General features: G+C 37.3%; 13 protein-coding genes. 8 read left to right on the top strand and 5 right to left on the bottom strand.

The genetic code is table 11. From position 1 onward, the window contains the following. Nucleotides 1-122: 122 nt before the first annotated feature. The 6 genes from ABJH98_RS15270 to ABJH98_RS15245 all read left to right on the top strand — a co-directional run bounded on the left by ABJH98_RS15270 (nt 123) and on the right by ABJH98_RS15245 (nt 4,756). Entirely contained in the window at nt 123-1,136 is a 1,014-nt protein-coding gene (locus tag ABJH98_RS15270) for a bifunctional oligoribonuclease/PAP phosphatase NrnA (RefSeq protein WP_348308565.1), read from the top strand. Next, entirely contained in the window at nt 1,126-2,043 is a 918-nt protein-coding gene (locus ABJH98_RS15265; protein ID WP_348308564.1) for an FKBP-type peptidyl-prolyl cis-trans isomerase, read from the top strand. Before ABJH98_RS15270 ends, ABJH98_RS15265 begins: the two co-directional genes overlap by 11 nt. 113 nt (nt 2,044-2,156) lie before the next feature. Further along, entirely contained in the window at nt 2,157-2,972 is an 816-nt protein-coding gene (locus ABJH98_RS15260; RefSeq protein ID WP_348308563.1) for an FKBP-type peptidyl-prolyl cis-trans isomerase, read from the top strand. Between the two features lie 12 nt (nt 2,973-2,984). Further along, nucleotides 2,985-3,434, top strand: a complete 450-nt coding sequence (locus tag ABJH98_RS15255) for an FKBP-type peptidyl-prolyl cis-trans isomerase (RefSeq protein ID WP_348308562.1) — start codon at nt 2,985-2,987, stop codon at nt 3,432-3,434. A gap of 5 nt (nt 3,435-3,439) precedes the next feature. Beyond that, on the top strand, nt 3,440-4,174 hold the full coding sequence (locus ABJH98_RS15250; RefSeq protein ID WP_348308561.1) for an FKBP-type peptidyl-prolyl cis-trans isomerase: 735 nt from the start codon (nt 3,440-3,442) through the stop codon (nt 4,172-4,174). A 6-nt stretch (nt 4,175-4,180) separates the two neighbouring features. Beyond that, nucleotides 4,181-4,756 carry a non-canonical purine NTP diphosphatase gene (locus ABJH98_RS15245; RefSeq protein ID WP_348308560.1) on the top strand — a complete coding sequence of 192 codons (576 nt, stop codon included), beginning with the start codon at nt 4,181-4,183 and terminating at the stop codon, nt 4,754-4,756. A 47-nt stretch (nt 4,757-4,803) separates the two neighbouring features. Here the strand turns inward: ABJH98_RS15245 and pruA are convergent, their stop codons facing one another. Together pruA and ABJH98_RS15235 are read right to left on the bottom strand one after the other, a co-directional pair. Beyond that, complete coding sequence (pruA, locus tag ABJH98_RS15240; protein ID WP_348308559.1) at nt 4,804-6,435, bottom strand: L-glutamate gamma-semialdehyde dehydrogenase; 1,632 nt, start codon at nt 6,433-6,435, stop codon at nt 4,804-4,806. 247 nt (nt 6,436-6,682) lie between these two features. Further along, nucleotides 6,683-7,444, bottom strand: a complete 762-nt coding sequence (locus ABJH98_RS15235) for an SDR family oxidoreductase (protein ID WP_348308558.1) — start codon at nt 7,442-7,444, stop codon at nt 6,683-6,685. Between the two features lie 140 nt (nt 7,445-7,584). Between ABJH98_RS15235 and ABJH98_RS15230 the strand changes: the two genes are divergently transcribed. Both ABJH98_RS15230 and ABJH98_RS15225 read left to right on the top strand, forming a co-directional pair. Further along, entirely contained in the window at nt 7,585-8,031 is a 447-nt protein-coding gene (locus ABJH98_RS15230) for a thioredoxin fold domain-containing protein (RefSeq protein ID WP_348308557.1), read from the top strand. A gap of 33 nt (nt 8,032-8,064) precedes the next feature. Further along, a complete protein-coding gene (locus ABJH98_RS15225; RefSeq protein ID WP_348308556.1) occupies nt 8,065-10,476 on the top strand; it encodes an ABC transporter permease in 2,412 nt (803 codons plus the stop codon). A gap of 44 nt (nt 10,477-10,520) precedes the next feature. Here ABJH98_RS15225 and ABJH98_RS15220 read toward each other — a convergent pair whose 3' ends face one another. The 3 genes from ABJH98_RS15220 to ABJH98_RS15210 all read right to left on the bottom strand — a co-directional run bounded on the left by ABJH98_RS15220 (nt 10,521) and on the right by ABJH98_RS15210 (nt 13,290). Further along, a complete protein-coding gene (locus ABJH98_RS15220) occupies nt 10,521-10,964 on the bottom strand; it encodes a Dps family protein (protein WP_348308555.1) in 444 nt (147 codons plus the stop codon). Nucleotides 10,965-11,075: 111 nt separating this feature from the next. Further along, nucleotides 11,076-11,804 carry a polyprenol monophosphomannose synthase gene (locus tag ABJH98_RS15215; protein WP_348308554.1) on the bottom strand — a complete coding sequence of 243 codons (729 nt, stop codon included), beginning with the start codon at nt 11,802-11,804 and terminating at the stop codon, nt 11,076-11,078. Between the two features lie 94 nt (nt 11,805-11,898). Beyond that, entirely contained in the window at nt 11,899-13,290 is a 1,392-nt protein-coding gene (locus tag ABJH98_RS15210) for an arginine decarboxylase (RefSeq protein ID WP_348308553.1), read from the bottom strand. Nucleotides 13,291-13,341: the final 51 nt, after the last annotated feature.

Genomic DNA, 13,341 nt, shown 5'->3' with positions numbered 1-13,341 from the left:
CAAAATTAGGGCTAATTTCTGACGATCAAAAGAATTCCGAACTTATACTAATCTGTAGTTTTCCATCGCTTTTGCATTTCGAATAAATTTCACCACTTTTGCATCTTCTTTTTACATCATCGATGCAAAACTTAGCAGCATTTAAAGAGTTACTGGAGCTTCCTAAGCGGATAGTAATTACCACCCATATCAAGCCGGATGCTGATGCATTGGGTTCTTCTTTGGGACTTGCCGGATATTTATTGAAACAGGGCCATCAGGTTTGTGTGATCACTCCTACTGATTATCCTAAGTTTCTCAATTGGATGGAAGGAAACGATGATGTCTTGATTTTTGAAGGGAACGAAGAAAAGTCGAAGTACTTGGTGGAGAATGCTGACCTTATATTTTGTTTAGATTTTTCAAGTTTGAACAGAATAGGAGAGTTAGGCAAAATGGTGGCCGAATCCGATGCTGAAAAAGTGTTGATTGATCATCATTTAAACCCTGAGACTTTTGCTAAATATGTATTGTGGAGTACAGAGGCAGCTGCTACAGCTGAGCTTGTGTATGATCTTATAGAAATGCTAGGGGATTCAGAAAAGTTAACTAAAGGGATGGCGGAAGCATTGTATGCTGGATTGTTGACAGATACGGGTAATTTCAAACATCCTTCTACTACACCACACGTGCACAACATAGTGGCAAATCTCATGGAGCTAGGAGCGGATGTATCCAAAGTGAGTCATAAAATATATGACAGCAATTCTCTTGATAGAATGAGGCTGTTAGGTTTTGCGCTCAACGAAAGGTTAGAAATCATAGAAGGCACCAATGTAGCTTACTTCTATTTGACTTTAGAAGACAAAAAGAGATTCAAATACCAAACTGGAGATACTGAAGGATTAGTGAATTATGGCCTTGGTATAGAAGGAATAAATGTTTCAGCGATTTTCATTGAAGATCCTGATAAAGTAAAAATTTCATTCAGATCATTTGGCGATATACCAGTGAATGAATTGTCCAGAAAATATTTCAATGGTGGAGGACATAAAAATGCTGCCGGTGGTGCTACTGACGATAGTTTGGAAGACACCATCAAACTATTTAGAGAACTAGTATTAAAACAGACGAAGGAATTAAATTATGAAGTATAATGCACTTTTAGCCATTTTGGCTATTTCGATCTTATCTATCGCTTGTAGCGATGAAAGAGTAACTGAATCAGGTATTAAAGTAAAAATCGTTGAAAAAGGCGATGGAACAGTACTTAAGGATAGTACAATCCTAAGACTTAACATGAAATACCTAAACAGTAATGGTAATGAGCAGTGGAGTTCAGCTAAAGCCGGATCTCCTGTTCCAATACAATACAATAAAGAAGTATGGTCGTCTAGCGGGACTATGTACGAAGCATTAGAAATAATGAATGTGGGAGACAGTGCGATTTTTGAAGTATCTACTAAAGACTTGTATGAAACAACATTCAAAACTGGAATTCCAGATAGTTTAGATTCTTCTAGCAATGTGACATTCTATGCCAAAATAGTATCTATGATGACTCTTGATGAATTTCAGGCCTTTCAAAAAGAAGAGTATGAGAAAGCTCAACAAGAAGCAATAAAAGAAAGAGCGGCCGCTCAAGAAAAAATGCTTGCTGATGCCGCTGAAGTAATCAAAAAGGACGGCGAAGTTATCGACGCTTATTTAGCTGAGAATAATATCACAGCTCAGACTACAGAATCTGGGATTAGATATGTGATCACTCAAGAAGGAGAAGGCGAGAATGCAACTTCAGGCAACCAAGTTTCCGTACACTACAATGGAACATTATTAGATGGAACGAAATTTGATTCTTCATATGATAGGGGTCAGCCATTTGGTTTTGTTTTAGGACAAGGAAGAGTGATCATGGGATGGGACGAAGGCATTGCGTTACTAAACAAAGGAGCCAAGGCAACGCTTTATATTCCAAGTACATTAGCTTATGGGGAAAGAGCAACTGGTAAAATTCCAGCAAACTCAATTCTAAAGTTTGATGTAGAATTGGTTGACTTTCAATAAAATGTAAATATTGTTTTAGTATGCAATAGATGAATTTATTTACCTATTGTATGCTAAATTTTTTTGAATATCAAACTGGTATTCCAACTAACTGGTGCATTAAAGAGGGAAAGATGAAGAAAGGAATTTTATTTTTATTAGTTATGTTTATGTTTTTGGTGTCCTGTAAGGATGACGAAAATGAAACTTCTACAATATCATCCTATCTCAAAGAGAACAATATAACTAGTTATAAAACCACTGATTCTGGACTGATCTATACAATAGATGAATCTGGTGACGGTTTGTCGCCAGAAATTGGTGATACTCTTCAGGTAGAATACACGGGCTATTTTACAAATGATGAAGTTTTTGATACTTCTGTAGGAAGTGATCCATTTGAATTTGTCCTAGGTATTGGCCAAGTGATACCAGGCTGGGATGAAGGTATTGCTCTTTTTAATGATGGGGGCAGTGGTATGCTTTTCATACCTGCGAAGTTAGCCTATGGTACAGATGATATGATTTTCGAAATTTCAGTAAAGAGTGTAGTTCGGGGAATTGTTGGCTATACTATTGAAGATTATATCAATTCTAATGATTGGGAGAACTATTCAACCACCGAAAGTGGTATACACTATAGAATAACAGATGTTGTTTCAGACTCAGATAAGCCAGTTGATGGAAATACTGTAACCGTGGATTACACAGGATATTATTTGAATAATGAAGTATTTGATACTTCAATAAATAAGACCAGTTTAACATTTGAATTGGGTTCTTCAAGTATTATTAAAGGATTTAGCGAAAGTGTCTATTTACTAAGAGAAGGAGAGACGGGTGATTTTTTAATACCGAGTGAATTGGCATATGGAGAAACTGGAATTGCTGGTGTATTTGCACCCAATCAAATTATTATGTTCAATATTACGCTAATTTCATTTCAATAAATAATGGGTATTTTGAGACATATATTTATCCTTTTGGTTTGCTCTATATTAATTAATTGTGGTGAAAACGATCTAGATGATTCTGGTTTGACAATCGAACAATACCTAGAGAGAAATGAAATCACAGAATTTGAACAAACCGATTCTGGTCTTATATATACAGTAAATACAATTGGTGAAGGGGATTTTCCCATACCTGGAAATACTGTTACCGTACATTATACGGGCTATCATTTGAATGATACTAAGTTTGATACTTCTTTTGGAGGAGCTGCATTTTCATTTGAACTAGGCCGAGGTGAGGTGATAGCAGGTTGGGAAGAAGGAATCGCGTTATTTAAAAAAGGAGGCTCTGGCACTCTATACATTCCTTGGGAATTGGGTTATGGAGAGAGTGGTGCTGGGAGCATTTCACCTAAGGAAGATTTAAAATTTGACATTAATATAATCGCTATAGACTAGAAGTAATGAAGAGAAGTGTAGTTTTAGGAGTATTCTTAATAGGAGTTGTAGTTTTTGCGAGTTGTGTGGATCCTGCTGGAGATAGTGAAGCAGAACAAGAGCAAATTAGGCTTGATTCTATAGCTCAGGCTGATATAGATAATGCATTGATAGATGCCTACATTGAAGATTCCAGCAATGGAATAGATGCAGGCCAAGTTGAGATAGGTGAAAATGGTGTTCGACGTATTGTCTGGGCTCCAACTGTGAGTATTCGTACACCAGAGTTCAACGAGATTGTTTCAGTGAACTATACTGGGAAGTATTTAGATAATTCTATTTTTGACACTTCAAGCTCGGCTAATGCGAAAGAATCTGACAGCCTCAATTATGTGGCTATCGGTATTGTATTTGATGATTTATTAGCTGAATCCAGCAAATCATATGAGTCATTGCTTGACTCGCTCAATGATTCGGATGGATCCATAGACAATCCATTGTTTACAACTAGTAGACTTTATATTCCTATTGCATTCAACCATCTTGAAAATGGGGGTGGAATTAGTTTCAACTACATTTCTGGATTTAGAACCGGATTGAAGGAAGCCATGTTAGAAATGGAATTGAATTCTAAGGCGCTGATAATGATCCCATCTGCCGTTGCATATGGCACGGTAGGTTCTAACCCTGGCACAGATAGTGGGATTCCTGCCAACACACCAATTCTTTTTGAGTTTGATTTGGTCAACATTCATCCCTAATTCGTTTTGAAAATTTGTTTTGCCACGCACAATGAAAACAAGCTCAAAGAGATAAATCAAATTCTTAGGGATTTCGAAATTGTTGGGCTTAATGATATTGGATGCACAGAAGAAATTCCAGAAACAGGATCTACACTAGATGAAAACTCTAAGATAAAAGCAGATTTTGTTGCCGAAAAGTACAATATACCTTGTTTTGCTGATGATACGGGTCTCGAAGTTGAAGTACTCAATGGGGAACCTGGAGTGTATTCTGCCAGATATGCTGGTGGTGAAAGAGATAATCAGGCCAATATCAATTTACTTTTAAAAAATCTCGAAACTCATTCTAATAGGTCTGCCAGATTCAGAACTGTGATTACCTTAATTCTGAATGGTGACTCTCACCAGTTTGAAGGAATCATCAATGGAAGAATAATAGAAGAATTTAGAGGAGAAGGTGGGTTTGGATACGATCCAATTTTTATACCCGATGGGCATGAGCAAACATTTGCTGAAATGTCTGCAGAAGTAAAAAATTCCATTTCACATCGAGGCCGAGCGGTAGCTAAACTTGTAAAATATTTAGAAAATAAGGCATAAAAAAAGACCGTACATCATGCACGGTCTTGATGTTATATCAACTGATTTTATTTCTCTTCCATAAAAGGATATCTGTAATCTTTTGGAGGATTGAAAGTCTCCTTGATTGTTCTAGGCGACACCCATCTCAATAGATTAATCATAGAACCTGCCTTGTCATTAGTTCCAGAGGCTCTAGCCCCACCAAAAGGTTGCTGACCAACTACGGCTCCAGTAGGTTTGTCATTGATATAGAAGTTACCTGCTGCATTCACTAACTTTTTAGTAGCTAATTCTATTGCGTATCTATCTTGTGAGAACACAGCTCCAGTAAGAGCATATGGTGAAGTACTATCAACTAGTTCTAGAGCTTCTTCGAATCTTTCTGACTGATAAACATAAATTGTGATAACAGGCCCAAAAATCTCTTCGCACATCGTAGTGAACATTGGATCTTTAGTTACAATAATAGTCGGTTGGATGAAATACCCCTCTGATTTATCGTAACTACCTCCAGCAATAACTTCCGCCATGTTACTCTCTTTTGCTGCATCGATGTATTTAGAAATTTTATCAAAAGATTTCTCATCAATAACTGCGTTGAAGAAATTAGTGAAATCTTCAGGAGTACCCATTTTGATTGATTTTTGATCTTCAATAAGGTAGCCTTTCACTTCTTCCCATAGATTGTCTGGAATGTAGGCTCTTGATGCAGCACTACATTTTTGTCCTTGAAATTCAAAAGCACCTCTGATTATTCCTGTAGACAAGGCCTTGGCATCAGCTGATTTATGTGCAATAATGAAATCTTTACCACCAGTTTCTCCTACAATTCTTGGGTAAGATTTGTAGGTACTTATGTTTTCACCAATTGTTTTCCAAAGGTGCTGGAAAACGCCTGTACTACCTGTAAAGTGTAAGCCACCAAAATCTTTGTGTTTGAAGATAACTTCTCCAGCTGTAGGACCATCCACGTATATTAAGTTAATAACGCCATCAGGAACTCCAGCTTCCCTAAATACTTCCATTAGGATTTGAGCTGAATAGACCTGACTTTCGGCAGGCTTCCATACTACTGTGTTTCCCATCATGGCTGGGGCAGCACAAAGATTACCGGCTATTGATGTGAAGTTGAATGGCGTCAAAGCAAAAATGAAGCCTTCTAAAGGACGATGTTCCAAACGATTCCACATACCTGGAGCAGATTCTGGTTGCTCAGTATAAATCTGAGTCATAAAATCTACATTGAATTTCAAAAAGTCTATGTACTCACATGCGGCATCGATTTCCGCTTGGAAGCAACTTTTAGATTGTGCCAGCATAGTCGAAGCATTAATTTTTGCTCGGTATGGGCCTGCTACTAGTTCCGCTGCTTTTAAGAAGATACTTGCTCTATGTTCCCAAGACATTTCTGCCCATGCTTTTTTTGCACCTAAAGCTGCATTAATAGCTTGTTCTACATGCGAAGCATCTCCATAGTTGAAATGGCCTAACGTATGCTTATGATCGTGAGGAGGAGCCATCCTCATTTTCTTGTCAGTAGTGACCAACTCACTTCCGATGTACATAGGTACATCTATTTCTTTGCTCTTCATTGCTTTCAATTCAGCTTTGAGCGCAGCTTTTTCTGGACTTCCTGGGGCGTATGATTGTACTGGTTCGTTTTCAGGAACCGGTACTGCGTATATTCCTTTGGGCATATTGTTTAATCTTTAGTATTCAATGAATTTGTACAAAGGTAAGAAAGACCCATATAATGGGTATTGGATAAATACATATTATTTTTGCAGAAAATTGAGTTATTTGACTTGACTAGCCGAAATTGTATGCAATGAAAAAGCTGAAAGAATTTTATTCGAAATACAAGAATTATTTTAGAACAGATTTACTTTTTTATGTATTTATGTTCCTGTTTATTCTATTTCTTTTTGTAGTTATTGGTCCAGATTAATGTACATAGCTGGCGGCATTCATGTCTATGGTGCTTCCCGTTGCATGATCTGCCATTCCACTGGCTAGAAAAGTGACCATTGGAGCGATGTCTTTGGGTTCCGTCAATCGTTCGAGCGAAATGTCTCCGGTAGCATGTTCTGTCCCATATTTTTCCATTGCTTCTTTAGCCATGTCTGTTCTGACAAATCCAGGTGCTATGTTAAATGCTTTGATTCCATCTTTGCCATAGGCTCTGGCAATTGTTTGAGTCAAAGACACTAGTCCTGCTTTTGAAGCAGCATAGGCCATGTATTCTGCGGTATCGCCTCTATAGGCTGCTCTCGAAGTAATATTGATAATTCTTCCGGCACTATTTCTTTTGAGAAAATGTTCTATAGTCTTCTTACATAAAATGCCGGCAGATGTAAGGTTGACTTGAATGGTTTCATTCCATGATTTCATCCAATCACTCTCTTTTCCATCAATATCTGCTGCTTTGGCCACGCCTGCATTGTTGACTAATATTTCGATACTGCCCATTTCAAGTACGACTCGGTCAAATAAATTGGCGGCTTCGTCTTTTTTAGAAAGGTCAGCTTGAAATGCTCGTGATTCATTGCCCAACACATGTGCTAAGTTTTCAGCTTCTCTCATGTTTTTGTTGTAATGAACAGCCACAGTAGCCCCTGCCTCAGCCAATTTGGATGCAATGGATTTTCCAATCCCTTTGCTGGCACCTGTTACTAAAATGTTTAATCCTGATAGGTTGATGTACATCTTTTTCTCTTATTGGAAGGTTAAATTAATACGCATAGAAGTAAATAAAAATTCCAAATCACAATTATTTGTACTAATACATGTAATGAACCTATTTTTGGTAATTGGAGTTTCACTATACATAAACACCCAATTGCGTCATGGAATTGAGAAAATTACTGCTTTTTCTACTAATTTTTATACCATTTTTTACTCACTCGAGTGTCAATGATTTTGATTCTATTAAATGGAATAATTTGGAGACTGCTCAATCTTTTTCTAAAAACAACCCAAGACCCATTTTCATCGAGTTTACTGCCAAGTGGTGCGGGTGGTGTAAAAAAATGGACAAAACCACCTTTTCGGATGAGGCAGTTATTGATTTGTTGAATGACGAATATTACGCTGTCAAAATTGATTTTGATAGTCCAGCTCTTATAGAATTTCAAGGGGAGCAATACACCGGCAAGCAATTGGCTAAGCATTTTGGTATAGATGGGCTCCCAACCATGATATACATACCAGCAAACCAAAAAAGCAGTGAAACTATTGTTGGATATAAAACGGCTAAACAGCTCATCAAAGAACTTAGCAAGTTAAACAGGTAATAGTTGTAACCATTTCTCAATTGATGTAGTCCAATGGTCAAACTCAAAAAGATCATTATGTTCTACAACTACTTCAAAATCTCAATCAGAAACATTCGAAAGCATAAATTATTTTCGTTCATCAACGTTTTTGGACTTTCATTCAGTCTGTCTATTTGTTTAATCATCATCATGCTTTTGGCTGATCAGTTTAGTTATGATCGATTCAATACTGACGCCGACCAAATTTATAGAGTCAATCACACCCGAAGTGATATGGATGCTATTATAGAGGGAATGGCCACAGGTCCTTTTGACATAGCCGAAGAGTTGACTACAAAATATACTGGGGTTTCAGACTATACCAGATTAACTCGTGGATTTGGAAATGGATGGGTGAAGCTGATGCAAGATGTCAATATCCCTATATCTGGTTTCTTCGCCGATCCTTCCTTTTTTAATATGTTCCAATATGAGTTTTTGTATGGCAATCCAGAGACAGCTCTTTTGGATCCTTATTCTGTGGTTCTTTCTAAAGAAACGGCAGAGAAACTGTTTAATAAAGAAAACCCCATAGGCGAAACTATAGTTGTAGGCGAATTGGGCAGCTATAAAGTAACTGGCGTGCTTCAAAGGAGCGAGGGTAAATCACATATCAAATTTGACGGATTGGCCTCTATGTCTACGCTCGAGTCATTGATCAAGAAAGAAATACTGTCTGAAAGTTTGACTTCTTGGAGAAATAGATCGTGGACTTGGACTTACGTCAAATTAGAAGAAAACACTTTGCCTGAATCAGTTGAAAAAAATCTGGCCAAAATCAGTGAAGAACAATATGGTGACATGGAGGACATGGATGCAGAGTTCTATTTGCAGAACATCAGATCAATTAGTCCAGGCCCATTGGTGGGTAACCAAATTGGGCCTGGAATACCTATGATATTTGTCTATTTCTTGGCTGGAATGGCCATAGTTATAATTATTTCAGCGTGTTTCAATTACACTAACCTGTCCATAGCTCGTTCTTTAAATCGAGCCAAAGAAGTAGGTATAAGAAAAGTATTTGGAGCGGTTAGATTTCAAATTTTAATGCAATTTTTGACTGAATCTGTGATTATCTCTTTACTGGCATTTGCCTTTTCAATCGGTATTGTTGAGATCATGGAACCTATATTTTTGGAATTGAATTTTAGTCAATTACTGGACTGGAATTTGAGTCAATCGCTTGAAGTTTATTTGATCTGCCTAATGTTTTCAATAGCCGTTGGCTTCTTGGCTGGAATTATTCCTGCTTCTTTTCACTCGTCTGTGAAGGCCTTGCAAGCCCTAAAGAACCTCTCTGGTGTCAAAGTGTTTTCTAAGCTTGGTTTAAGAAATGCGTTGATTGTAGCGCAGTTTGGCTTATCTCTCTTTTTGGTGATTACCGTTAAACTAATATATGATCAGATGAATTTCATGGTCGATTCCGACTATGGTTTTGAAGCAGAGAATATTGTAGTCGTCCGATTGAACAATACCGACGCGGTTCAGTTGAAGAATGAATTGTTGACTTATCCAGAAATACAAAGTGTGTCAGCAGCAGGATTTGTGCCAGCTTCTGGTACAAGTTCATCTATCGATGTACTTATCGACCAAGTCGAAAAAGAATTACAATATTTTCAAGTAGATGAGGATTATGTAGAAAATATGGGGCTCACTTTGATTGCTGGCTCTAGTTTCACCAAAGATATTAATGAAAAAAAACTGGTCATCAATGAAGAGGCATCCAATAGTTTTGGATATGCTCATCCATTGGATGCTATTGGACAGCTAGTGGTGCTAGAAGATTCTGTGAATTATGAGGTGATAGGTGTGATCAAAAATTATAATCACGAGACTTTTCTATCTTCTATCAAGCCTATGGCATTAATTTATCAACCGGATGACTTTGGAATTGTACAGGTGAGGGTTAATTCTTCCAACTATGAGCAAGCTCTTGGAACTATTGAGAAAGCCTGGACAAAAGTGAATCCAAATCATAAAATTGAGTATAAACTCATGAGTGATGAGATTGCTTTTTTTGCCAACATTATGTTTGGAGATGTAACTAAGATCGTATCATTCATTTCATTACTTGCCATCATAATAGCGTGTTTAGGGCTAATGGGCATGGTTGTGTTTAGTACACAAAGTAGGCTCAAAGAGGTTTCTATACGCAAAGTGCTAGGAGCCAGCAATCAAGCCCTGATCTTCATCCTTTCAAAAGGGTTTGTCAAATTGCTATTGTTGGCTATACTGATTAGTGTGCCTTTGACTTGGTTTGTTAATAACTCTTGGATGAATTTTATTGCTTTCAGAGTGGAAATTGGAGCAGGAGTGATCTTATTTGGAGTGGTGATCGTAGCGGTGCTAGGTTTAATAGTTGTTGGATCTCAGACTTGGCAAGCTGCAAATACCAATCCTTCGAAAGTGTTAAGGGATGAATGACAAGCAAAAAAGGGATCAATACTCGTTGATCCCTTTTTAACTATTTACTTCAACCAAGCTTTGTACATCCAAAGCGTTTTCTCTTGCTCTTCAATCAAGGCAGACATCTGATCTTCAGTACCACTATCACTAGCCTCTCCAGCTATTTCTTTCAATTCTTTCTCTTGTTTCACAATTTGTTCAAGATTGGCTACAACGGTTTTCACTGATGTTTCGCCATTATGAATATTTTTTACTGGCTTAATCTGCGCCGTTGCTAAATAATCTTCAAAGCTGTGAAGAGGAGTTCCTCCCACTGTCAATATACGTTCGGCAATTTCATCTACTTTCATAGCGGCATCTGTATAGAGTTCTTCAAATTTTACATGTAATTCGAAAAACTCTTTTCCTTGAATATTCCAGTGGAAGCCTCTTAGATTTTGGTAATAAATTTGAAAGTCTGCTAGCAGGTTATTCAATTTTTCAATTATTTCTTTATTCTCTTTCATATCTATGGTAATTATGGTTATTCTATAGTACTAAGAACGTAAAATTATGCACTGGGGTGCAGCATTAAGAATCATTTATGGCAATGAGTAAATAAAAAAAATTGATCTGGATTAAGAGGGAATGTAACTCTTGAACAGACTTTTAATTTTCATTTGAATGACTCCAATGACGGCCTCTTTAAAGATTCCTCGAGACATCTTTGACTGCCCTTTTGTTCGATCAGTAAATACGATGGGTACTTCTTTGATTTTGAAGCCATATTTCCAAGCCAAAAATTTCATTTCAATCTGAAAAGCGTAACCTACAAAGTGTACATTGTCTGGCCCAATAGTTTCTAATACATTACGAGTATAGCATTTGAAACCCGCCGTAGTGTCTTTGATAGGAATACCCGTAATGAATTGAACATATAAGCTGGCACAGTAAGACATCAGCACCCTATCCATGGGCCAGTTGACTACATTGACACCCGAAATGTATCTAGAACCAATCGCTAAATCTTCGCCATTTTCGCAAGTCTTTCGTAATTGGAGTAAGTCTTTAGGGTTATGTGAAAAATCGGCATCCATTTCAAAGATGTAATCATATCCCTTGTCTAATGCATAATGAAATCCGGCGATATATGCAGTACCCAACCCTGACTTCCCTTCTCTTTCTAGAAGATGTAAAGTTTCAAATTCAGGTTGAATTTTTTTCACAATAGCCGCAGTGCCATCTGGAGAGTTATCATCTACCACCAAAATATCGAAGCCGGCTTTCAAATTGAAAACGGCTCTTATGATGTCTTCAATGTTTTCTTTTTCATTGAAAGTAGGAATGATAACAAGACTATTATTCAAGCGCTAAAGTTTATTTTTTACGAAACTATGAGAAAAAGAGAAAAAATCGAACAGTCTTCTGAGCAAAATTGAAATAAAAGTAGAAAATGATAACTTACTTATAACCCAATATCTTCATCATTTGTTCACTCGATTGCTCTTCTGCAAAAACACGAGTTTTTATTTTTCCATGGCCATCTTTCTCTACTAATAAATGTTTGGGTGCAGGAATCAAACAATGTTGGATTCCACCATAGCCTCCCAAGGACTCCTGATATGCACCGGTATGAAAAAAACCGAAGTACATCGTTTGTTCCTTGTCAATAACAGGTAAAAAGAGCTCGCCAATGTGAGCTTCGGAGTCATAGTAGTCCATACTATCGCACGTTAACCCTCCAATGTTAACTCTATGAAATTGGTTGTCCCAAAGATTAATAGGTAGCATGATAAACTTTGCATTGAGTCCCCATACATCAGGAATATGTGTGATAAACGAACCATCCATCATATACCATAGTTCTTTATCGTTTTGTAGCTTTTGATCCAATACAGAATAGATAGTAGCCCCACTTTCCGCGACAGTATAGCTTCCAAATTCAGTAAATATATTGGGTTCATCCACATGGTTTTTCTTGCAGATCCATTGAATATTTTCAATGATTTGCTCTGCCATGTACTTGTAATCATATTCAAAGTGTAGTGAATTTTTCACTGGGAAGCCTCCACCAATATCTACTGCCTCAAGTTCGGGGCAAACCTTTTTTAGTTCGGCATATTTATAGACAAAACGGCTCAATTCACTCCAATAGTACGCAGTATCCTTTATGCCAGTATTGATAAAGTAATGGAGCATTTTTAATTGCCCTTTCGACTTATCCTTGATTCTGTTTTGATAGTAATCAATAACATCGCCATATCTGATGCCTAAACGTGAAGTGTAGAACTCGAAGTTAGGCTCTTCATCTGCTGCCAACCTCATACCCATCTTGAAAGGATTTTCTACATGCTCATCGTAATAGTCCAGTTCCATCAAATTATCCAAAATAGGCAGACAGTTTTTGAACCCTGCATTGAGCAGCTCGGCAATCTTCTGCAAATAAAGTGGACGTTTGTACCCATTACAAATGATATAGGTGTCTTTAGTAATCAGCCCTCGTTCAAACAAAGTCTCAACAATAGAAATATCGTAGGCAGAGGAGGTTTCAATATGAATATCATTTTTCAGAGCTTCCTCCATCACAAAAGAAAAATGATTGGACTTGGTACAATAGCAGTAAGTATAGCTGCCATTATATTTCTTTTTTTGAATGGCTTCCGCAAATATCTTTTTAGCATTTTGGATATTCTGTGTAATCTTTGGGAGGTAAGTGAGTTTTAGCGGTGTGCCATGCTCCTTTATAATCTCCATGAGATCCACGCCATTAAATGATAATTGATTGTTCTTTACATCAAATTCTTCATTTGGAAAGTAAAAGGTTTGGTCGATTAAGTCACGATACTTTTTCATCTAAAGGGCATGGTCAAATTAGAGCTTATATAAACGGGCAAATATCTGCAA

The organism is Reichenbachiella sp., assembly GCF_039969095.1.
Lineage (GTDB): Bacteria > Bacteroidota > Bacteroidia > Cytophagales > Cyclobacteriaceae > Reichenbachiella.
This window is presented reverse-complemented; position numbering and strand designations above follow the sequence as displayed.

Bases quoted from the DNA above. Each gene is read 5' to 3' on its own strand.
- ABJH98_RS15265 (WP_348308564.1), top strand. From the start codon at position 1,126: ATGAAGTATAATGCACTTTTAGCCATTTTGGCTATTTCGATCTTATCT.
- ABJH98_RS15235 (WP_348308558.1), bottom strand. From the start codon at position 7,444: ATGTACATCAACCTATCAGGATTAAACATTTTAGTAACAGGTGCCAGC.
- ABJH98_RS15220 (WP_348308555.1), bottom strand. From the start codon at position 10,964: ATGAAAGAGAATAAAGAAATAATTGAAAAATTGAATAACCTGCTAGCA.
- ABJH98_RS15250 (WP_348308561.1), top strand. From the start codon at position 3,440: ATGAAGAGAAGTGTAGTTTTAGGAGTATTCTTAATAGGAGTTGTAGTT.
- ABJH98_RS15230 (WP_348308557.1), top strand. From the start codon at position 7,585: ATGGAATTGAGAAAATTACTGCTTTTTCTACTAATTTTTATACCATTT.
- ABJH98_RS15210 (WP_348308553.1), bottom strand. From the start codon at position 13,290: ATGAAAAAGTATCGTGACTTAATCGACCAAACCTTTTACTTTCCAAAT.
- ABJH98_RS15225 (WP_348308556.1), top strand. From the start codon at position 8,065: ATGGTCAAACTCAAAAAGATCATTATGTTCTACAACTACTTCAAAATC.
- pruA (WP_348308559.1), bottom strand. From the start codon at position 6,435: ATGCCCAAAGGAATATACGCAGTACCGGTTCCTGAAAACGAACCAGTA.
- ABJH98_RS15270 (WP_348308565.1), top strand. From the start codon at position 123: ATGCAAAACTTAGCAGCATTTAAAGAGTTACTGGAGCTTCCTAAGCGG.
- ABJH98_RS15260 (WP_348308563.1), top strand. From the start codon at position 2,157: ATGAAGAAAGGAATTTTATTTTTATTAGTTATGTTTATGTTTTTGGTG.